The sequence below is a fragment of the Chimaeribacter arupi genome (assembly GCF_002858805.1).
GTDB classification, from domain to species: Bacteria; Pseudomonadota; Gammaproteobacteria; order Enterobacterales; family Enterobacteriaceae; genus Chimaeribacter; species Chimaeribacter arupi.
Genome location: NZ_PJZI01000013.1, coordinates 38,382 through 58,058, shown reverse-complemented (window position 1 = coordinate 58,058; position 19,677 = coordinate 38,382). Strand labels below are relative to the sequence as shown.

28 protein-coding genes and 1 riboswitch are annotated in these 19,677 nt (G+C 56.8%); of the genes, 13 read left to right on the top strand and 15 right to left on the bottom strand.

Annotation, left to right across the window (positions count from 1 at the left end):
- The first annotated feature begins 61 nt into the window (after positions 1 to 61).
- Positions 62 to 544, top strand: coding sequence for a DUF986 family protein (locus tag CYR52_RS09620; protein WP_072925246.1), 483 nt, complete (start codon positions 62 to 64; stop codon positions 542 to 544).
- A 198-nt stretch (positions 545 to 742) separates the two neighbouring features.
- Positions 743 to 919, top strand: a riboswitch (yybP-ykoY riboswitch).
- A 12-nt stretch (positions 920 to 931) separates the two neighbouring features.
- Entirely contained in the window at positions 932 to 1,501 is a 570-nt protein-coding gene (gene mntP, locus CYR52_RS09615; protein WP_072925250.1) for a manganese efflux pump MntP, read from the top strand.
- 6 nt (positions 1,502 to 1,507) lie between these two features.
- On the opposite strand, the gene rlmA is transcribed toward mntP, so the two are convergent.
- Positions 1,508 to 2,326, bottom strand: coding sequence for a 23S rRNA (guanine(745)-N(1))-methyltransferase (gene rlmA, locus CYR52_RS09610; RefSeq protein ID WP_101828499.1), 819 nt, complete (start codon positions 2,324 to 2,326; stop codon positions 1,508 to 1,510).
- A 147-nt stretch (positions 2,327 to 2,473) separates the two neighbouring features.
- Here rlmA and CYR52_RS09605 point away from each other — a divergent pair, with 147 nt between their 5' ends.
- Positions 2,474 to 3,187, top strand: a complete 714-nt coding sequence (locus CYR52_RS09605; protein ID WP_101828498.1) for a purine nucleoside phosphorylase YfiH/LACC1 family protein — start codon at positions 2,474 to 2,476, stop codon at positions 3,185 to 3,187.
- A gap of 55 nt (positions 3,188 to 3,242) precedes the next feature.
- On the opposite strand, the gene cspE is transcribed toward CYR52_RS09605, so the two are convergent.
- From cspE to CYR52_RS09590, 3 genes are all read right to left on the bottom strand, one after another.
- Positions 3,243 to 3,452, bottom strand: a complete 210-nt coding sequence (gene cspE, locus CYR52_RS09600) for a transcription antiterminator/RNA stability regulator CspE (protein ID WP_002221949.1) — start codon at positions 3,450 to 3,452, stop codon at positions 3,243 to 3,245.
- Between the two features lie 41 nt (positions 3,453 to 3,493).
- Positions 3,494 to 3,610, bottom strand: coding sequence for a DUF2627 domain-containing protein (locus CYR52_RS09595; RefSeq protein ID WP_072925258.1), 117 nt, complete (start codon positions 3,608 to 3,610; stop codon positions 3,494 to 3,496).
- A 1,270-nt stretch (positions 3,611 to 4,880) separates the two neighbouring features.
- Positions 4,881 to 5,885, bottom strand: coding sequence for an MBL fold metallo-hydrolase (locus CYR52_RS09590; protein ID WP_101828497.1), 1,005 nt, complete (start codon positions 5,883 to 5,885; stop codon positions 4,881 to 4,883).
- Positions 5,886 to 6,103: 218 nt separating this feature from the next.
- Here CYR52_RS09590 and CYR52_RS09585 point away from each other — a divergent pair, with 218 nt between their 5' ends.
- A complete protein-coding gene (locus CYR52_RS09585; protein WP_072925264.1) occupies positions 6,104 to 6,376 on the top strand; it encodes a hypothetical protein in 273 nt (90 codons plus the stop codon).
- A 119-nt stretch (positions 6,377 to 6,495) separates the two neighbouring features.
- Here the strand turns inward: CYR52_RS09585 and CYR52_RS09580 are convergent, their stop codons facing one another.
- The 4 genes from CYR52_RS09580 to mgrB all read right to left on the bottom strand — a co-directional run bounded on the left by CYR52_RS09580 (position 6,496) and on the right by mgrB (position 7,750).
- Complete coding sequence (locus tag CYR52_RS09580; protein WP_072925267.1) at positions 6,496 to 6,735, bottom strand: DUF4060 family protein; 240 nt, start codon at positions 6,733 to 6,735, stop codon at positions 6,496 to 6,498.
- 96 nt (positions 6,736 to 6,831) lie between these two features.
- The gene (locus tag CYR52_RS09575) at positions 6,832 to 7,146 is read right to left on the bottom strand and encodes a phage protein NinX family protein (RefSeq protein ID WP_072925271.1); all 315 of its coding nucleotides are present in this window, start codon (positions 7,144 to 7,146) and stop codon (positions 6,832 to 6,834) included.
- 134 nt (positions 7,147 to 7,280) lie between these two features.
- Positions 7,281 to 7,547 carry a YebO family protein gene (locus tag CYR52_RS09570; RefSeq protein ID WP_101828496.1) on the bottom strand — a complete coding sequence of 89 codons (267 nt, stop codon included), beginning with the start codon at positions 7,545 to 7,547 and terminating at the stop codon, positions 7,281 to 7,283.
- A 74-nt stretch (positions 7,548 to 7,621) separates the two neighbouring features.
- Complete coding sequence (gene mgrB / locus CYR52_RS09565) at positions 7,622 to 7,750, bottom strand: PhoP/PhoQ regulatory lipoprotein MgrB (RefSeq protein ID WP_476739105.1); 129 nt, start codon at positions 7,748 to 7,750, stop codon at positions 7,622 to 7,624.
- Positions 7,751 to 7,951: 201 nt separating this feature from the next.
- Between mgrB and CYR52_RS09560 the strand changes: the two genes are divergently transcribed.
- Positions 7,952 to 8,179 carry a YobH family protein gene (locus tag CYR52_RS09560; protein WP_072925277.1) on the top strand — a complete coding sequence of 76 codons (228 nt, stop codon included), beginning with the start codon at positions 7,952 to 7,954 and terminating at the stop codon, positions 8,177 to 8,179.
- Positions 8,180 to 8,212: 33 nt separating this feature from the next.
- Here CYR52_RS09560 and CYR52_RS09555 read toward each other — a convergent pair whose 3' ends face one another.
- Positions 8,213 to 8,455 carry a DUF2766 family protein gene (locus CYR52_RS09555; RefSeq protein ID WP_072925280.1) on the bottom strand — a complete coding sequence of 81 codons (243 nt, stop codon included), beginning with the start codon at positions 8,453 to 8,455 and terminating at the stop codon, positions 8,213 to 8,215.
- Between the two features lie 589 nt (positions 8,456 to 9,044).
- On the opposite strand from CYR52_RS09555, the gene CYR52_RS09550 reads away from it, so the two are divergent.
- Entirely contained in the window at positions 9,045 to 9,236 is a 192-nt protein-coding gene (locus CYR52_RS09550) for a YdfD/YebW family protein (protein WP_072926835.1), read from the top strand.
- Positions 9,237 to 9,338: 102 nt separating this feature from the next.
- The gene (locus CYR52_RS09545) at positions 9,339 to 9,557 is read left to right on the top strand and encodes a hypothetical protein (protein ID WP_072925283.1); all 219 of its coding nucleotides are present in this window, start codon (positions 9,339 to 9,341) and stop codon (positions 9,555 to 9,557) included.
- 70 nt (positions 9,558 to 9,627) lie between these two features.
- On the opposite strand, the gene CYR52_RS09540 is transcribed toward CYR52_RS09545, so the two are convergent.
- The 5 genes from CYR52_RS09540 to bsmA all read right to left on the bottom strand — a co-directional run bounded on the left by CYR52_RS09540 (position 9,628) and on the right by bsmA (position 11,590).
- Positions 9,628 to 10,026: a hypothetical protein gene (locus tag CYR52_RS09540; RefSeq protein ID WP_072925285.1), complete on the bottom strand. Its 399-nt coding sequence runs from the start codon at positions 10,024 to 10,026 to the stop codon at positions 9,628 to 9,630.
- Positions 10,027 to 10,158: 132 nt separating this feature from the next.
- Entirely contained in the window at positions 10,159 to 10,458 is a 300-nt protein-coding gene (locus CYR52_RS09535) for a hypothetical protein (protein ID WP_072925288.1), read from the bottom strand.
- 119 nt (positions 10,459 to 10,577) lie between these two features.
- Complete coding sequence (locus CYR52_RS09530) at positions 10,578 to 10,736, bottom strand: YqaE/Pmp3 family membrane protein (RefSeq protein ID WP_072925292.1); 159 nt, start codon at positions 10,734 to 10,736, stop codon at positions 10,578 to 10,580.
- Positions 10,737 to 10,875: 139 nt separating this feature from the next.
- Positions 10,876 to 11,178, bottom strand: coding sequence for a hypothetical protein (locus CYR52_RS09525; RefSeq protein WP_079205137.1), 303 nt, complete (start codon positions 11,176 to 11,178; stop codon positions 10,876 to 10,878).
- Between the two features lie 103 nt (positions 11,179 to 11,281).
- Positions 11,282 to 11,590, bottom strand: coding sequence for a biofilm peroxide resistance protein BsmA (gene bsmA / locus CYR52_RS09520; RefSeq protein WP_072925298.1), 309 nt, complete (start codon positions 11,588 to 11,590; stop codon positions 11,282 to 11,284).
- 319 nt (positions 11,591 to 11,909) lie between these two features.
- Here bsmA and opgB point away from each other — a divergent pair, with 319 nt between their 5' ends.
- A complete protein-coding gene (opgB, locus tag CYR52_RS09515; protein WP_165699082.1) occupies positions 11,910 to 13,793 on the top strand; it encodes a phosphatidylglycerol--membrane-oligosaccharide glycerophosphotransferase in 1,884 nt (627 codons plus the stop codon).
- Positions 13,794 to 13,840: 47 nt separating this feature from the next.
- Here the strand turns inward: opgB and icd are convergent, their stop codons facing one another.
- The gene (gene icd, locus CYR52_RS09510; RefSeq protein ID WP_072925305.1) at positions 13,841 to 15,094 is read right to left on the bottom strand and encodes an NADP-dependent isocitrate dehydrogenase; all 1,254 of its coding nucleotides are present in this window, start codon (positions 15,092 to 15,094) and stop codon (positions 13,841 to 13,843) included.
- 132 nt (positions 15,095 to 15,226) lie between these two features.
- On the opposite strand from icd, the gene rluE reads away from it, so the two are divergent.
- The 5 genes from rluE to purB all read left to right on the top strand — a co-directional run bounded on the left by rluE (position 15,227) and on the right by purB (position 19,620).
- Positions 15,227 to 15,853 (top strand): 23S rRNA pseudouridine(2457) synthase RluE, encoded by a 627-nt coding sequence (rluE, locus tag CYR52_RS09505; RefSeq protein ID WP_079205139.1) that lies wholly within the window; start codon positions 15,227 to 15,229, stop codon positions 15,851 to 15,853.
- A gap of 28 nt (positions 15,854 to 15,881) precedes the next feature.
- Entirely contained in the window at positions 15,882 to 16,334 is a 453-nt protein-coding gene (locus CYR52_RS09500; protein WP_072925310.1) for an NUDIX hydrolase, read from the top strand.
- Between the two features lie 156 nt (positions 16,335 to 16,490).
- Positions 16,491 to 17,594, top strand: a complete 1,104-nt coding sequence (mnmA, locus tag CYR52_RS09495) for a tRNA 2-thiouridine(34) synthase MnmA (protein WP_072925313.1) — start codon at positions 16,491 to 16,493, stop codon at positions 17,592 to 17,594.
- A 2-nt stretch (positions 17,595 to 17,596) separates the two neighbouring features.
- Positions 17,597 to 18,223, top strand: a complete 627-nt coding sequence (hflD, locus tag CYR52_RS09490) for a high frequency lysogenization protein HflD (protein ID WP_072925316.1) — start codon at positions 17,597 to 17,599, stop codon at positions 18,221 to 18,223.
- A gap of 26 nt (positions 18,224 to 18,249) precedes the next feature.
- Positions 18,250 to 19,620, top strand: coding sequence for an adenylosuccinate lyase (gene purB, locus CYR52_RS09485; protein WP_072925320.1), 1,371 nt, complete (start codon positions 18,250 to 18,252; stop codon positions 19,618 to 19,620).
- Positions 19,621 to 19,677 lie beyond the last annotated feature (57 nt).

Here is a 19,677-nt window from a genome sequence, read left to right as displayed (position 1 = left end):
CTGCACACTGCCGGGGGCCTGCCCCCGGCTTTATTTTGTCTGCACCGTACCGGGAGGGTACATGACACTGACAGAGGGGTTACTGCTGGGTTGTATTGTGGTGGTGCTGGCCTACGCCATCTACCTTGAGTGGATCCTGCCGCGGCGCAACGGCAAGACCTTGTTGCGGGTAAACTTATTACGCAAAGGCCGGGCAGACAGCCTGATTTTTATCGCCCTGCTGGGGATTGTTATCTACCAGCATTATACCGGCCGGGGTGCCCCCCTCACGCTTTATTTACTCACCTTCCTGCTGATTAGCGTCTGCTATATTTCTTTTATCCGGCGGCCGGTATTACTGTTTAAACCTGAAGGGTTTTACTATGGCAATCTGTTCATTGCTTATACCCGTATTCGCCGTCTGCATTTAAGTGAAGAGGGTGTGTTGTTCATCCATCTTGAACAACGAAAATTACCTATTCACGTACAATATATAGGCGATCTTGATAACATAAAAAACATTTTATTTAAAAATCAAGAAGATGGAATTAAAGCTATTTTATAGCATTGGCTATATTCAGATTATAGCAAAGGCTATATCTGGCTCTATTTCGAGCAATGTTTAACAATACGCTGACATTTCCCAATAAAAAGAGAGAGGGTTATTCCCCGTACAAGATGATGGTTATTTCATCATATTGCTTAATACCGTTATTCCCCTGCACATTATATGTTGTCTGGCGATAAAATATTATGTTAAGGTTGCGCCGTCATTGGGGAGTAGCCGGTTTCTGAATACATTTTCAGAAGCGCCCGTATCAACATACTCGTTTCATACAGAAACGTGGTGCGGGCAACCAGGTCAGGTTGGCGAGACCATAGGCATGTAACCCCGCGTTGGCTGGGGGTGGGTTACGTGCATATGGAGAGACCCGGCCGAGGCTTTTTTTCAATGAACCTTTCCGCAACGCTTATTCTTGCCTTTGGCATGTCAATGGACGCTTTTGCCGCCTCCATCGGCAAGGGTGCCACTTTGCACCGCCCGCGTTTCCGCGAAGCTTTCCGTACCGGTTTAATCTTTGGTGCCATTGAGGCCATTACCCCGCTGATCGGCTGGGGCCTGGGCCTGATGGCCAGCCGCTATATTATGGCCTGGGATCACTGGGTGGCTTTTGCCCTGCTGTTTATTCTCGGCTCACGCATGATTATGGAAGGGCTGAAAGCCCCGGCCGCGGATGAACCCTGCAAAGATTGCCACAGCTTCTGGGTGCTGGCCGCCACGGCTGTCGCCACCAGCCTGGATGCGCTGGCCATCGGCGTCGGGCTGGCCTTTTTGCAGGTCAATATTATTCACACCGCACTGGCGATTGGCATGACCACCATGCTGATGGCCACGTTAGGGATGCTGATTGGCCGCTTTATTGGGCCGATGCTCGGCAAACGGGCCGAAATTATTGGCGGGGTGGTGCTGATCGGTATCGGCTGCAACATCCTGTTGCAGCATCTCGGCCTGCTGGCCTGACCCCTGTCAGGCCGCCGGCTGCCGTTGATGCAGCCGGATAACAAAATCGGTTTCACACGCCAGTCCCTCACCCAACAGCCGCCGCGCCTCTTCACCGGCACGCCAGGCAAATGGCGTCATCTGTAAGAGTTGCAATGCCGCCCCGCCCGTCAGCGCCATTGGGTAAGCCAGCGTCTGCTGGCGCAGGCGGGTAAAACCGGGGAACTGCTCATCCTGCTCCGGATGCAACTGGACATCCTCATACACCGCTGCCTTGAGTTGATACAGGTGCCGTGGCCCCGGTGCCACTGTCAGCACATAGCCACCCGGTTTTACCGTACGGGCCAGCTCCTGCGCATTACAGGGCGCATAAATGCGCACCACGGCATCCAGGCTGTTATCCTCGAACGGCAAACGGTGGCTGGAGGCGACGCAGAAATTCACCTGCCGGTAGCGTTTGGCCGCATAACGCACCGCTACTTTGGCGACGTCCAGCCCATAGACCGTGATTGCCCGCGTCTGTTTCAGCTGCCCTGCCAGCGCCGCCGTGTAATAGCCCTCACCACAGCCGATATCCAGCACGGCCTGCGCCGACGCCGGCAGTACCTCATCCAGTAACGTGCAGACCTGCTGCTGCAACGGCTGGTAATGCCCTGCGTCCAGAAAATCGCGGCGCGCCTGCATCATCTCCGGGCTGTCTCCGGGCTGTTTCGAGCGTTTATGCTGCACCGGCAGCAGGTTGACATACCCCTCTTTGGCGCGGTCAAACTGGTGGTTTTGTTCGCAACGCCATTGCTGGGCATGGGGCTGCAACGGCAGGTGACAGAGGGGACACTGGTAAGCCATGAGAAATTCCGTAAGCGCGGCGCGGGCCGCAGTCATTGAGGAGCGCCAGTCTAATCAACCCGGCAGGCCCGTGCAACCGTCAGGCTGGTCAAGTGCGGGCCACTCTGGCTACACTGGCGATTCTTTTCCCTTCAGCCCGGATGGCCCATGAAACACGATTCCCCCCTGCTCAGTGCGATCCCTGCCCTCGCCTACGGTTTCGGCGACAAGCGCGCCCTGATGCCGGTTGCCCTCGCGCCCTGGCGCGCCTCCTCCCCGGAGAAAAAACAGGTGCACGGCACCCGCATCGCCGACGTCACCCAGCCCGCCGAATGCTGCGGCGAGGCCGATGGCTTTTTCACCCGCCAGCCGGGCATTTTGCTGACGGTGCTGACGGCGGATTGCCTGCCGGTGCTGTTCAGCCGCCGTGACGGCGCGGCCATTGGGGTGGTGCACGCCGGGTGGCGCGGGCTGGCAGACGGCATTATTGAGAAAATGGCCGAACGGATCGCCCGCGAAGAGGCGCTCTCTGACTGGGTCGCCACGATTGGCCCGGCGGCGCACCCCTGTTGTTACCAGGTGAGTGATGAACTTACGGAGACCTTTTTGCAACGCCTGCCGGATTTACCGGCGTCACGGGTGATGCCGCGGCCGCGCTATCTGGATCTGCCGGGGATAGCGGCCGCCAAATTGCAGTCGCTGGGGTTTGGGGCGGTAGAGAATCTGGCACCCTGCACCATTTGCAGCCTCAGCCAGCAGGCAGACGGCCCGCGCTATGCCTTTACCAGTTATCGCCGTAACAGCCACCGGCGGGCGGTGGACCCGGCACACCCCGGCATCCGCGGCCGTAACCAGCATTCCGGGCTGGTGATCCTGCCCTGAATCGCGCCCATAAAAAAACCCGCACATGGCGGGTTTTTTTCACAGCTGACGCTGCTTAGATTGCAGTTACGTTAACTGCAGACGGGCCTTTCTGGCCGTCCTGGATTTCGAACTCAACGTTCTGGCCTTCAGCCAGGGTTTTGAAGCCGTTACCCTGGATAGCAGAGAAGTGTACGAACACGTCTTTGCTGCCGTCAGCTGGGGTGATGAAACCGAAACCTTTGGATTCGTTGAACCACTTAACTTGACCTTTGATCTTTGCCATCTTGAGTATTTCCTTTGGATTGTTTAAACCGCCCGGAGGCGTTACATAGACAAACTAGAGTCGTTACTGCTTGAGGCACTAAGATAAAAATCGGCAGAGAAGCGGTATTCAACGTGAACGTCTTTACTCAGAACTTCTTTACTGAAAATGCCACACATATACAGAACTGTACCTCGTTTTACCCAGATGCGTTATCACATACTCTGTAATCAATGGCAAGCCATTTTTAATCACTGATGGACATGTCGCACATATTTGAAACGGTTAAACGCGTTGGCCATCCCCTACGGTGAAAATAAGTTGATAGCCACGCTATTTTCTGCTCTGTATTTTACGCCCTCTACAATGTGGGTGTATCCCCGTACATTGCGGCCAAGCAATAACAACCGATCTTGATTATTGATCATTTATCCGGTGGCTGTAAGCGCCGGAGCCTGATAAATGATAATTATTATGCGATTTTATCGCGTTATAACGGCATAGCAATGCTGTTTTTTATCTTATGAAAAACAGATATTTGACTTAAGTCACAAGTTTACGTTTTTAACACACTGTTTTTCAAGAGAAAGTCAGCATAAGCGCGCCTGCGCCCCTTCTGCACCCCCGGCTGCGGGGCAACGCCGGCAGCCCGCACCGCCGCAGGACTTCCGGCGACTGCGCTTTTCTTCTGCCGGCCACAGGCGGTTGTCCTTTTCTCTTTACCTTTTTATTGTGACAGTCTGATGAAAACACAGGAGTTTACCCTTTACTACCACCGGCCCCCGGCACCGGCATTGACCCGTCTTTCGCGGTGCACCGGTTCACCATGACAGTGCAGGTTTTTTTGGTTACTTTTCCATCAGAACATTATTGCACCAGGCCAAAAACTGACCTTCAGGCTATTTGCGGTTATCGGGATTGTCAGAAATAAAATAGCGATACCGTCTGTCATGGAATAACGCGTTGCCGCTGCGCTATTACACTACAAAAATACTCCCCTTATCCCTGTTATGACAGGGTGGAATTAAAGCACCCTTTAAAAGGGAAATAGCAGAAGCGGATAAAAGGATTTTTATATCCCACTTTTATCACTCAATAATGATAAAAAATCATTGATAAGAAAAGTTGCAGAATGTGGAACACTTATCCCAGGTTGGGTGGCTCACCCGGTGTCGGCCGGGGTCTTCCTGCCCAGCAGCTTAATGCCCGCGAAAGCAACTTACCGCGAGCAACCTGCCGGCAGGAGCCTGATAACCATACGGTTAGCAAGCCTTCCAGCGAGTTTGCCCTTTCTCTCCCTAAAAAATGACACTTATTCTCATTAAACCCGGTAACTTAAACAAATTGATAACATTTTAGGGTGCACACCCCTCTGCGTTATTTTTCATTGCTGTTTGGCTGCCGCCCTACCGCAATTTCAAACGCCCCGGATTATTTTTGCAGGGCCGGCTAAGTGGCCGGTGAGGACAAATTAATGCGGCCACCAATTTTGAGTGCGCTAAACGCGTGTGCCGATATATTTTCTGCCAAAATAGCCTGTTGTAAAATGCCGGGCGGCTCATCCAGGGATTCATCCGCTAATTCAAACACTCCCCAATGAATCGGGATCGCACGTTGGCAATTGAGCTGCTTAAACAATTGGGCAGACTGTTGCGGGTCCATATGCTGCGGCCCCATGAACCATCGTGGTGCATAGGCACCGATCGGCAAGGCGGCCAGATCAAAGGGCCCAAGCCGTTCGCCAATCTGATGCAACAACGGCGTATACCCGCTGTCACCGGAGAAATAGAGGCGCACGGTGGGGTGGGTGATGACCCAGCCGCACCATAAACTGCGGTTGCGGTCCCACGGCGTGCGCATACTCCAGTGCTGGGCAGGCACACAGTGGAAATCCAGCCCGTTAAGCTGTTTCATGTCCCACCAGTCCAGCTCCTCTACCTGGCGGGCGCCGCGCCGCGTCAGCCAGCTTTTCAGGCCCAACGGCACGAGAAAGGTCACATCCGGGAAACGTTTAAGCAACTTTTTGACCGTTTGCTTGTCAAGATGATCATAGTGATTATGCGAAAGCAGCACCACATCAATGGGCGGCAGGTGATCAATCTCTGCCGCAACCGGGGTTTTTCGCCGCGGGCCGTAGAAGGAGAGCGGGGAAGCCCGTTCTGACAATGCCGGATCCGTCAGGATATAACGGCCCTGCACACGGAACAGCACGCAGGCGTGGCCCAGCCACCAGGCGGCGTCGTTATTGCCGCTGAAATCGGGCTGCTGCCACCAGTCGGCAATAAAACGCGCGTAGCCCTGTGCCGGTGGCCGTGGCAGCCCCTGTTGCTTGCGTTCTTCTTGCCAGCGGCGGAAATCCCCTTCACCACGCGTTTGGGTTTGCTGCGGGTTACGGAATCCGTCAGGTGTGTGGTGGGCTTTGCTGGCATCGTAATAGCGGTTTTTATGGGCCATAGCGGCGCTCCCTGGCAAATACGCCCGACCGGCGGGACGCCGGCAGGCAGCATGGCTGTGCAGCCGATGCCTGATGACGGAATGGGTAACACAAGGATGCCGCGAAGGCATCCGGTAAATATTATGGATTTGTTAATGGCCCGGCACATTCCCCTTATCACGCCGGGTAAAACAGGGCCGTCGCCCTGTCTCATACCGAATGTTTGTAAGGAGTAAAGATGAACGCGCAAGAAAAGTCCTCCCCTCACCCACGGGCCAAACGGCACCGTTCACCGCTGGCGCGGTTGAGCAAAGCGGTGAAAAGCGGCTGGCAGCGCAGCACCCTGCCCGCCCGCGGTGTTAATGCCCTGAAAAAGATTGCCAACGCCCTGGTCTTAACGCTGATTATGGTGAGCGTGGTGGTCATTGATGTGGTTGCCACGCTGATGCACGCGCTCTGCCGGTTGTTCGGCGGGCGCAGTATGCGTGACGTCGGCCACCATGCCCCATGATGCAGGGCAGTCAATACCACGTTTTCACAGCATGACGTCTTAAGAAAAGGGTGCGTCACCACCACGCAGTAAAAAGCCAGCCTTAAGGCTGGCTTTATCATTATCAGGGTGCGGGCGTCTCAGGCAGCGGCCATGCCGCACAACTTGCTGAGATTGCGCGCACCCGCCATCACGGTAGCCACATAGGACTGCCGCCGCGTCACCACTTCAACGGCCACACGGGCCCCTTTGTAATTCACCAGGTAAGTAGAAGGCCAGCCCTGTCGGCGCCGGCCGTAGGCTTTTTCATGACTGTCGATGGCGGCATGCGCCACGACCAGATGGGAGAGATTTTTATCGCCTTTAATGATGCGCTTCATAATGGACTCCGCCTTAGACAATACTGTCACAATGAAGAAACATTAATCAGTTGAAAGGTCTGACTTTTTAGCTCACCCTATTTATATAGCTTAATTTCAGGCGCCTTGCAGCATCGGCATCTGACTGAGTAAAAAACACTCCATTGCGGCCCGCAACGGGCAGGTATTGTAGGCCAGCCATTCGCCGGCGGGATTGGTGATGCACGCGATCCATTGCTGGCCGGGGTTATCGGCGGGGAAACGCAGGTTGATGCGGTAATGGCAGATGATCGGCCAGGCATCGGCCGGGTTATTGCAGTAATCCTTGCCTTTCATGCCGCCGTACGGGTACCACTTATCCGGATTTTCGCCGGTTAACTCAGCGATGGTGCGATTAATATCGCTATCATGTTCTTCAGACCAGTCAATCATTGGGAAGCCTCGCCCTGTTAAAGAGTGGCTTCAGCTTACGGCGGCATTACGTCACTTTTATGACAGCGCATGGCGGGGGGAAACGGGCGGGTAATCAGCGGAACAGGCAAAGGGATCCCTGCTCCGCAGACGGGTTAACGTTCCGGCACAAAACCTTTGAACTGAAGTATTTCTTCTTCCTGGGCGGGCGTATCATGCGCTGCATCGCCGTCGGCCAGCCGCGCCAGCAGCTCCGTCTGACGGCGTTGCTGTTCAGCAATCTCCGTTAACAGCCGGATCTGCTCATTGGCCCTGACGCTGGCACGGTTTACCTTAAACCAGACCACCAGCAGCAATAAGGCGCTTAACAGTGATACCGCCAGCGATACCACGCCCGACGAACCTAATAAAAAATCAAACATTGCCTGTCCTGCCAGCAAAATAACCAGGCTCTTATCCTACCATCCGGCGGGCAGCACTGAACAGCAGCACTGCCCTACCAGGGGATAAAGGCGGTGACAGCACACATGCCGAGGGTGAAGTTCCCCCCCTGGTCGCAGTAACTGTTCAGGGCCAGCAGATACAGCGCGACGCACACCACACCGATGCCGGCTGCGGTGGCCACTACTTTACATTTCACCGTGATGTCTGCCTCAAGACCACTGAGATAATGGCGTATGCTACGCACCCTACCTTAAACCGGGGTGTAACTGAACCCGCATTGGCCGGGGATTTTTTTTCAGAATGTTGCCCTTTTTTGCCGCCGGGGCAGCCGGTAGAGTCGAGCCCGGTGCCCGCAGTGGGCCGTTTTACCGGGGGAGATAATATGCGGTTTAAGGGATTGGCAGCCATCGCGGTACTTTACGTGGTGTTTCTGTTTTCCGGCTACGGGGTGCTGGCCGGCAGTGAGAAAAACGCGGCCGGGCTGGGCCTGCATTGCCGCTATCTCACGGCGCGGGGCGTAGTCAGCGCGCAGTTCCTGCATTCTGACAGCGGCATCGTCGGGGTGAGCCAGTGTCCCTTGCTGAAAAAAGCGGTGGACGTGGTGGAGTAAGCGCGTAAAAAAACCCGCCGCGGCGGGTTTTTCTTATTCAGCAGCGGTGAACTTCAGGTCAATCAGCGCGATGGCTTTCTGCACTGCCCGCTTGGTGACCGCATCCGCGCCCGCCGGGTGGCGGTCAAAATCGATGCTTTTCAGCTGGTGTGACATCTTATCGCGCACCTCAGCCGGGGCGATCACATCAATCACATCCAGAATCTGTTTAATCACCAGCTGGCAGGCGACCAGGTCAGAGACCAGCTCCTGATCCTGCGTCAATAGGTCTGACATGGGTTACCTCTGTTTTAATCAGTTGCTCTGTTTACCACCCGCAATGTGCGTGGCGGCGGCAAGCATACCATGCGTTTACGCCGGGCAGAAAACAGAAAACCCGCCGCAGCGGGTTTCCAGGAACCATCAGTTTCATGTGAGGATTAGTTTGCTACAGAAAGAACCAGCCACGCCACCGTGCACCAAAAAGCAACACAACCGGCCAAAACATACGACAAAGGTGATTGAATCATATAGTGCATAACGACCTCGCATCGACAACTGTGTTATGAAAGTATCTCCTGGGAGATTAAGATTAATCTTACACCATAATCTTAAGTCTGCTGATGATTTATCGGATAATTGTTGTGATAGCCGCTGGCTATTTTCCGAAATGTTGGCTGTGTCACAATCCCGGCATTTTACTGTGCATGTTTACCTGCCGCACTGTCGCCGGTGTAACAGCCCTGTCCTGTTTCAGGGCAATGCGCCGTGGCAGCGCACAGGCTGCACCGCGCCGGGATGGCGTTGAGCGGCTATGCTTGACTGAGGGGAAGGTGTTGCCGGCCGCTTCCGGTAAGCCGGTGTTGACCAAAAGGATATGCTGACGATGTATGCCCTGATTTTGTCGATTTGCTACCTGGGCGGTGGATGTGATGACCTGGTGATTGATGCGTTCAATACGGAACAACAGTGCCTGGCATCAATGGATGAGCAGCGGCTGCGCCATGCCGCCTGCTACCCGATAGAGGATTTTATTGACGGCTATGGCGTGCCGGCAGAGGAGCGTGCGGATTTCTGAGCGGGAAACGCCCTGGGAAATTTCCGGCTGAAGGGCGATAAAGGTTGCCTGACGATCCTCAGATGCTAGATTGATGATAATTTGCACATACCGGGGTGAAGTATGAAGTTCTCGGAACAAGAGATTCAACCGTTATGGGATGAGGTGGCACGTATTATCGGCGAGGGGGTCATTACGTTGCGCCATCAGGCGCGCCCGCTGAGCACGGATGCGCTGATTGAGCTGCTGGGGCATCAGTTGCGGGCCACCCCGGATACCCAACGGCGTATCATGCTCGGGGCGGCCATCAATATGCTCAAAGACAAAAACCGGGTCAATTGACGCCGGTTAACCGTGCGGTGCCGCCGGCCCGGCTGCCCGCCTGGTCAGCACCCACTTAATCAGTACCCACTTAGTCAGCAATCGTCAGTTCTGCGGTTTTCAGGCACTTCTCCAGCACCACATAATGCTGCCCATCCAGAAAGAGATAGTCGTTGATGATCATCCAGCGCACCATCGCGTCAAAATCATCCATCAATGCCCTGGCATCCGCTTCTTCCTGCGGGATGCGCCGGTTTTCCGCCCCGTGGCAGAAATAATACTCATAGACCGGCTCCGTCACGAAAATGCTGCTGGGTTCATCCTCTTTATTGCTCAACCGCTCAATATGCCAGTCACGGCGCGCCTCGCCCAACAGCCCTTCTGCCAGCGCGCGGTTAAGCGTCTGTTGGGGGTTAAGATCGTGGGCTTGTGGTAAGGCAGCCAGCGTGGCCTGGCGGATAACCTGGTACAACAGGATAAAGGTATTCATTGATAATCAGACGCCCCTCTGTGAGCCGCGCCACCGTGGCGGGCTTTCCGGACACACAAACACGCCATTATTCTGGCACCCGCTTTGTAACATCCAGCCGGGGCGGCGGCAATCCCTGTTTATACCGGCCGCTCAGTCGCTGTCGTGCCGGTCGCGCTGGGCGAAAATAAACATCCGCTGGGCTACCTCATCCGCCCCTTTGATCATCGTGGTCTGCCGGATGTTTCCCTGATTCACCGCCCGGTTAAACGCCAGCTCATGCGCCTGTTCAACCAGGGCAATCACTTTGTCACGGGTGGGTTTGTCAACGGCGCCGAGCAGGGTGGTAATAATGGCCTGATAGGCATGTGAGGCGTAGGTCAGGTTTTTTTCGCGCTGTTCCAGGACCTCAATACGGGCTGTCAGTTCTTCAAGCGAAGCATGATTTTCCATGACACTCTCCCTCTGAAAGGTGCCATCGCCGCGAAGACGTCGCCTGCGGGCAGAACACCCGCAGGCCATGAAGCGCGATGACTTACGTAAGTTTAGCAGAGGAACCGCAGCGGGGCGGCTTAACGGCGGGCAATGATCCAGATGGCGTGAATGATACCAGGGATGTAACCCAGCAGCGTCAGCAGGATGTTGAGCCAGAATGCCCCACCAAAACCGACCTGCATAAACACACCCAGCGGCGGTAAAATGATGGCAATAATGATACGTATCAGATCCATATAGTCTCTCCTTATTGTCGTCTGTTCTATTAACTCTAGACGATTATGCTGATTATTCAAGGCTATACAAAATTTTACAAACCATCATCCGGTACGGCGGGCAGGCACGGCGGGCAACGCCTGTGCCTGCCCTGCCCGGTCAACGTTGTTCATCCCGTGAATCGACCTCATCCGCATCCTGATCGGCGGGAATAATATTGCGCTGGTGGAAGGCCACTTCCTCACCCTGTTTCAGCTCCCAGTGGTCGAAAGGGATGTCTGCCGCCGGGGAGACCACCACCACATTGCCGATCAGCGTCTCGCCTTCACGGCGGGCCAGCATCACGTCCAGCAGGTAGACGTGATCCAATCCGTGGGTTTCCAGCCGCACGATATCACCCACAATGACCCTGTGGGCGCCCGCCGGGTGTTGGGTAGAAAACTGCACATCCGTTCTCATCATCTTTCTCCTTTTTATAGGTAACTTCATAAGGATAGATGATATTTTTCCGCTTTGCCGCCAATCTGCCCCCCTGCTCAGCAGGCAGAAACCGGCCGTGCTTCCCTCAGCGGTAGAGAATCGCTTGCGAGATCCACTGGTTGGGTACCTGGGTCGGCTCTACGTTGGTCACAAAATAGTAATGCGCACCCATCGCATCCGCTTTTTTCTGAATGAGTTCGGCGGCATTCATTGGGTTGCCGTATACCGTGACCGACGCCGTGCCGACCTGCGTCAGGTTGGCGGTTTGGTCGCGGCGGATCTCCTGCGCATGTGCGCCCGGTGACAGGGTACCCAGCGGCGCGCTTTCGGTCAGGCTACAGGCGCTCAGGCAAAGCGCCAACAGGGCAGGCAAACCAATCTTCATAAGTGTCATGATGTTATTCCATAAAAAGGGGGATTGCCGCCCAGCATACCGCCCCAGGGACACTGCCCGCCACTCTCTTTCGTTATCAACTTCTTATGCCCGGCCGCTTTTATTTACGTCCCTTTTGCCGCTGCCCCGGTGGTGCAACCTAAATAAAAGCTAAACAAAAATGTCATAATAATTGAGACACCCCTCATAAAATGCTGACCGGTCTGGTTCTACACTCTTAACGCCGTGTAATATCGTTTTTAACAGCAACAAACTCCCCTTTTCTGCTTTTTCTTCTTTTGCGGCCCTGTCGGCCCCGGTGAATGTGAGGATATGCCCTGTGGCAACCAGCTTCCCTGCGTTGTTTTCCCTGTTGTTATTTGCCGTGTCGATCACCCTTTGCCTGCGCAAGGGGATTACCAACCTGTTCTGGTTGATCTGCCTGCTGGCCAGTTCGCTGATCTTTATCCTGCTGAACCTGCTCTACTACGCCAGCAACTACTTTACCGGCAACGGCATCAATGATTCGGTGCTGTACACCCTGACCAGCAACCTGGAAGGCGCGGGGATGACCAAATACCTGCTGCCGGGGCTGGCGCTGCTCGGTGGGCTGGTGCTGCTGTTTTGTGGGGTGGTGTGGGTGCTGCTGCGGGCGTGGCGCCTGAAAAACCGCCCGGTCTATAGCCTGACGGCATTTGCGCTGATCAGCGCCTCCCTGGTCATCACCCCGGCCACCGGGGAGATTTACACCATGATCAAATCGCGGCGTGCGGACAAAGGCGAAGAGTTTTACACCTATTACAAAATCCCGTCCCGGCTGATCAGCGGCAAAAAGCGCAACCTGGTCTACCTCTACGCCGAGAGTTTTGAGCGCACCTATTTTGATGAGCAGGCGTTCCCCGGCCTGACGCCGGATCTGGCGGCGGTGAAACAGCAGGCGCTGGACTTCAGCCAGACCCGCCAGTTACCGGGCACGGAATATACCATCGCCGGGATGGTGGCCTCGCAATGCGGCATTCCGCTGTTTGCGCCGTTTGACGGCAACGCCGCCGGTTCAGTGGACGGCTTCTACCCCGGCAAAATCTGCCTCGGCGATATTCTGAAAGCCTCCGGCTACGCCCTCTCCTTCTATCAGGGGGCGGATCTGGCGTTTGCCGGCAAAGGGCAGTTTTTGAAGTCGCACGGGTTTGATCAGATCTATGGCCGCAAAGAGCTGCAACCGCAGCTTCAGGACCCGGCCTACGTCAATGACTGGGGGCTGTATGACGACACCCTGCTGGATCAGGCCTATGCGCAGTTTGAAACGCTGTCGGAACAGGGAAAGCCATTTGCCTTGTTTGCGCTGACGGTGGATACCCACCACCCGGACGGCTACGTATCACGCAGTTGCCGGAAAAACCGTTACCCGATAAACGGTAAAGAGAACAAATCCCTGAGCGCCATCCTGTGCAATCAGGAGACGGTGGCGAACTTTATCCGCCGCATCCAGCAGTCGCCTTACTACAAAGACACGGTGATTGTGGTCTCTTCCGATCACCTGGCGATGAACAACACCGCATGGAGCCAGCTGACGCGTCATGACCGTAAAGACCTGTTCTTTATCCTCGACGGCAGCGGCACGCTACAGGGCATGAACCACCAGCCGCGCAGCACGCTGGATAACGGCGCCACGGTGCTCGATCTGCTGGGCGGTGACAATTTCATTGGTCTTGGCCGCAGCACGCTCTCTAACGCCTCCCTGACCACCACCACGCAGGATCTGGCCGCGAAAATCACCTCCTGGGTACCGGCGCTGATTGAGCTGTGGGGCGTACCGAAACGCATCAGCCACTATCAGGTTGATCTCAATGCGCACCGTTTCTCCTTCTCCGGCAGCACCTTTACCTACCCGCTGGTGCTGAAGATCGGTAATCAGAAAATTGAGCCGAAGTTTGAAACTTACCTGCTGGCCCCGCTGAACCAGCAACTGGCAGGCTTCCGGCCGGGCGAGCTGTTTGTCTGGGTAGACGCCTGCGACCGCATCGGCCATATCTGGCCGGCGTCGCCGCCTTCCGGCCTCTGCCTCGCCTCCGGCAAGCTGGGGTCACACCCGGACATCCAGCCGATCACCGGGCCGGTTTTCCAGGGCACCGTGCGTTTCCCGCTGGATAAGCACAGCGATACCCTCTACCAGCAGACGGTGGCGCAGCTGCAACAGGCGCCGGTTCCGGCGGAAAAAGGGTAAAAAAAACGGGAGCCGCAAAGGCTCCCGTTTCGCAGGCGTGATGACGATTACATGTTGCTGATGATGTCGTCGCCGAACTCGCTGCATTTACGCAGGGTGGCGCCTTCCATCAGGCGTTCGAAATCGTAGGTCACGGTTTTGGCGGCAATCGCGCCTTCCATGCCTTTCACAATCAGGTCTGCGGCTTCGAACCACTGCATGTGGCGCAGCATCATCTCAGCAGAGAGGATAACTGAACCTGGGTTCACTTTGTCCTGGCCGGCATACTTCGGTGCGGTACCGTGGGTGGCTTCAAACAGCGCGCACTCGTCACCGATGTTGGCGCCCGGCGCGATGCCGATCCCGCCGACCTGTGCGGCCAGCGCATCAGAGATGTAGTCACCGTTCAGGTTCATACAGGCGATCACGTCATACTCAGCCGGGCGCAGCAGGATCTGTTGCAGGAAGGCGTCAGCGATCACGTCTTTGATGACGATCTCTTTGCCGCTGTTCGGGTTCTTGATTTTCACCCACGGGCCGCCGTCAATCAGTTCACCGCCGAACTCTTCACGGGCCAGTTGGTAGCCCCAGTCCTTGAAGGCACCTTCGGTGAATTTCATGATGTTGCCTTTGTGCACCAGGGTCACGGAGTCGCGGTCGTTGGTTATCGCATACTCAATGGCCGCACGGACCAGGCGCTTGGTGCCCTCTTCAGAACACGGCTTAATGCCGATGCCGCACTGCTCTGGGAAACGGATCTTCTTCACGCCCATTTCGTTTTGCAGGAAGTTGATCACTTTATCCGCTTCTGCAGAACCGGCTTTCCACTCGATACCCGCATAGATGTCTTCGGAGTTCTCACGGAAAATCACCATGTCGGTGTCTTCCGGGCGTTTCACCGGGCTTGGGGTGCCCTGATAGTAACGCACCGGACGCAAGCAGATGTAGAGATCAAGCTGTTGGCGCAGGGCAACGTTCAGGGAGCGGATACCGCCACCGACCGGGGTGGTCAGCGGGCCTTTGATGGCCACACGGTATTCACGGATCAGGTCAAGGGTCTCTTCCGGCAACCAGACATCTTTGCCGTACAGTTCAGTAGATTTCTCGCCGGTGTAAATTTCCATCCAGGAAATTTTACGCTCACCCTTGTAAGCTTTCTCAACCGCTGCATCCACAACCTTGATCATGGCGGGGGTAACATCGACGCCGATGCCGTCACCTTCGATGAACGGGATGATCGGGTTATGCGGAACAACCAGTTTACCCTGAGCATCAACCGTAATTTTATTACCTTCCGCCGGAACAACTACTTTGCTTTCCATTAACCTCTCCTTCAAAGCGCACTTTGTTAATGATTTGTAAGATGCGTGTCAATACTACTTGAATATTCAGCCCGCGCCAATCTGAAACCGTTATCGGCTATAATGCGCCTATTGTGGCCAACGTTAAAGAACATGAAAAAAATCCCTGTTAAAAATCACCACGTTAAACGATTCAGCGCGCCTGCGGCCGCGCGCAGTGAAAAACCTGCCGGCCCGCGGCGCATTGTGCTGTTTAACAAACCCTTCGATGTGCTGCCGCAATTTACCGATGAAGCCGGGCGCGCCACCCTGAAAGATTTCATTCCGTTGTCCGGGGTGTATGCCGCCGGGCGGCTGGACCGCGACAGCGAGGGGCTGATGGTGCTGACCAATGACGGCAAATTGCAGGCTCAGCTCACACAACCGGGCAAACGCACCGGGAAAATCTACTATGTTCAGGTAGAGGGCGAGCCGGATGAGGCGGCGCTGGCGGCACTGCGCCACGGCGTGACGCTGAAAGACGGCCCGACCCTGCCGGCCGGGGTGGAACGCGTGACCGAACCGGCGTGGCTCTGGCCGCGTAACCCGCCCATCCGCGAGCGCAAGGCGATCCCCACCGCCTGGCTGAAAGTGACGCTCTACGAGGGGCGCAACCGGCAAGTGCGCCGGATGACTGCCCACATCGGGTTCCCGACCCTGCGGCTTATCCGTTATGCGATGGGCAGCGCCACCCTCGGCACGCTGGCCCCCGGCGAATGGCGGGAAGTGCCGCACCTTTAGTTCCGTTTCAGCTGTTCAAGGAGAGCCTATGTTCAAACCCCATGTTACCGTGGCCTGTGTGGTGCACGCCCAGGGCCAGTTCCTGGTGGTGGAGGAAACCATCCGCGGCAAACCGTTGTGGAACCAGCCGGCCGGGCATCTGGAAGCGGACGAAACGCTGGTGCAGGCGGCAGAGCGCGAACTCTATGAGGAGACCGGCCTGCGCGCGCAGGTGCAGCATTTCCTGCGGCTGCACCAGTGGATCGCGCCGGACAACACGCCGTTCCTGCGCTTCTGCTTTGCGCTTGACCTGCCTGCCCCGCTGCCCACCGCGCCGCAGGACAGCGACATCGACCGCTGCCTCTGGCTGCCGGCTGATGAGATCCTGCAGGCCACCAACCTGCGCTCGCCGCTGGTGGCCGAGAGCCTGCGCTGCTGGCAGCAACCGGCACGCTACCCGCTCTCCCTGCTGGCGGCATTTAACTGGCCGTTCCCGGCCTAGGCAATTTGTGTGATTGTCGCATTCGGCGGTGCAGCAGCCCCGGCAACGTGTTAAAATCCGGCGCTCATTTTTAACAGGCATGGCCGGCCTGCCCCGCCATGCCGTGCGGCACGCGCGCTGCGCCTGCCGCCTGGTATACAGGCTCGTGAGATTCCCATGTCAGATAACAGTCAGAAAAAAGTAATCGTCGGCATGTCCGGCGGCGTTGATTCCTCGGTTTCCGCTTACCTGTTGCAGCAACAGGGCTATCAGGTGGCCGGACTGTTTATGAAGAACTGGGAAGAGGACGACGACGAAGAGTATTGCACCGCCGCCACCGATCTGGCGGACGCGCAAGCCGTGTGCGACAAGCTCGGCATTGAGCTGCACACCGTCAACTTTGCCGCCGAATACTGGGATAACGTGTTCGAGCTGTTCCTGGAAGAGTACAAAGCCGGGCGCACGCCGAACCCCGATATCCTCTGCAACAAAGAGATCAAATTCAAAGCCTTCCTGGAGTTCGCCGCAGAGGATCTGGGCGCAGACTACATCGCCACCGGCCACTATGTGCGCCGCCAGGATGTGGACGGCGTCAGCCGTTTGCTGCGCGGCATCGACGGCAACAAAGACCAGAGCTACTTCCTCTACACCCTGAGCCACGAACAGATTGCCCAGAGCCTGTTCCCGGTGGGTGAGCTGGAGAAGCCGGAAGTGCGCCGCATTGCGGAAGAACTGGATCTCATCACCGCGAAGAAAAAAGATTCCACCGGCATCTGCTTTATCGGTGAGCGCAAATTCCGTGATTTCCTCGGCCGCTACCTGCCTGCCCAGCCGGGCCGCATCCTCAGTGTTGACGGCGCCGACATGGGGCAGCACCAGGGGCTGATGTACCACACCCTCGGCCAGCGCAAAGGCCTGGGTATCGGCGGCGTCAAAGACGGCGGCGAAGACCCGTGGTACGTGGTGGATAAGGATGTCGAAAACAACATCCTGGTGGTCGCGCAGGGCCACGAACACCCGCGCCTGATGTCCACCGGCCTGATTGCCCAGCAGCTGCACTGGGTTGACCGTCAGCCGCTGACCGCCCCACTGCGCTGCACGGTGAAAACCCGCTACCGCCAGCAGGATATTCCCTGCCTGGTGACGCCGCTGGATGGCGAGCGTATCGAGGTGCGTTTTGATGAGCCGGTGGCGGCCGTCACGCCGGGCCAGTCCGCCGTGTTCTATCTGGATGAGGTCTGCCTTGGCGGCGGCATCATCGAACAACGTATTCAGGGGTAACCGTGGCGAAAAATTACCATGACATCACGCTGGCGCTGGCCGGGATCTGCCAGTCAGCGCGGCTGGTGCAGCAACTGGCCCAGGACGGCCAGTGCAACCGCGACGCGCTGGCCGTCACGCTGAAAAGCGTGCTGGAAACCAACCCTGCCTCCACGCTGGCGGTGTTCGGTAATGACCCCGGCAACCTGATGCTGGGGCTGGAAACGCTGATGGGCGTGCTGAACGCCAACCGCCAGGGCCCCGGCGCCGAGCTGACCCGCTACACCCTGAGCCTGATGGTGCTGGAGCGCAAGCTGAGTGCCAGCAACGGCGCACTGGCGACCCTCTCTGAGCGCATCAGCCAGCTTGAACGCCAGCTGGTGCATTTTGATCTGGAATCCGACACGCTGATGAGCGCGATGGCCGCCATCTACGTGGACGTGGTCAGCCCGCTTGGGCCGCGTATCCAGGTCACCGGCAACCCCGCCATTCTGCAAAACCCGGCCATTCAGGCGCGGGTGCGTGCGGCCCTGCTTGGCGGCATCCGTGCCGCGGTGCTGTGGCAGCAGGTCGGCGGCGGCCGCCTGCAACTGATGTTCTCGCGTAACCGACTGTTTGAACACGCTAAAAAGATTCTCGCCCAATGTTAACTATCACACCCCAGGAGTTGCTACCGATGGAATTATCCTCACTGACCGCCGTTTCCCCCGTTGATGGACGCTACGGTGATAAAGTCAGCGCGTTACGCGCTATTTTCAGCGAATTTGGTTTGCTGAAATTCCGCGTGCAGGTTGAAGTACGTTGGCTGCAAAAACTGGCCTCCTGCACCGGCATTGCAGAGGTTCCTGCATTTGATGCCGACGCAAACGCTTTCCTTGATGAAATCGTCGCCAATTTCAGCGAGCAGGACGCGCAACGGATCAAAGAGATTGAAAAAACCACCAACCATGACGTCAAGGCGGTGGAGTATTTCCTGAAAGAGAAAGTGGCGGCCGTCCCGGCGCTGAACGCCGTGTCTGAGTTTATCCACTTCGCCTGTACCTCCGAGGACATCAACAACCTCTCCCACGCGCTGATGCTGAACACCGCACGTGACGAAGTGGTGCTGCCTTACTGGCGTAAGCTGATTGACGCCCTGAAAGCGCTGGCCCATGAGTACCGCGACATCCCGTTGCTCTCCCGTACCCACGGCCAGCCGGCGACCCCGTCCACGCTGGGCAAAGAGTTCGCCAACGTCGCGTACCGCATGGAACGCCAGTACCGCCAGCTGGCGCAGGTGGAAATCCTCGGCAAAATCAACGGCGCGGTCGGCAACTACAACGCCCACCTGGCCGCCTACCCGGACGTGGACTGGCACCAGTTCAGCGAGGAGTTTGTCACCTCCCTCGGCGTGACCTGGAACCCCTACACCACCCAGATTGAGCCGCATGACTACATCGCCGAGCTGTTCGACACCATGGCGCGTTTCAACACCATCCTGATCGATTTCGACCGCGACATGTGGGGTTACATCGCCCTCAACCACTTCAAGCAGAAAACCATCGCCGGGGAGATTGGCTCCTCCACCATGCCGCACAAGGTGAACCCGATTGACTTCGAAAACTCCGAAGGCAACCTCGGCCTGGCGAACGCCGTGCTGGGCCACCTGGCCAGCAAACTGCCGGTTTCCCGCTGGCAGCGTGACCTCACCGACTCCACCGTGCTGCGTAACCTCGGCGTCGGCGTCGGCTACGCGGTGATCGCCTATCAGGCCAGCCTGAAAGGCATCAGCAAGCTGGAAGTCAACGAAGACAACCTCGCCTATGAGCTGGACCACAACTGGGAAGTGCTGGCCGAGCCGATCCAGACCGTGATGCGCCGTTACGGTATTGAAAAGCCGTATGAGAAGCTGAAAGAGCTGACCCGCGGCAAGCGCGTGGACGCCGCCGGGATGCAGGCGTTTATCGATGGCCTGGCACTGCCGGAAGAGGAAAAAACCCGCCTGAAAGCCATGACGCCGGGCAACTACCTCGGCCGCGCCGTGCAGATGGTGGATGACCTGAAATAAGCGTTTCTGACCCCCTGCCTCACCGGGCGGCACCCCGCCGCCCGTTTTTCCCGGTTT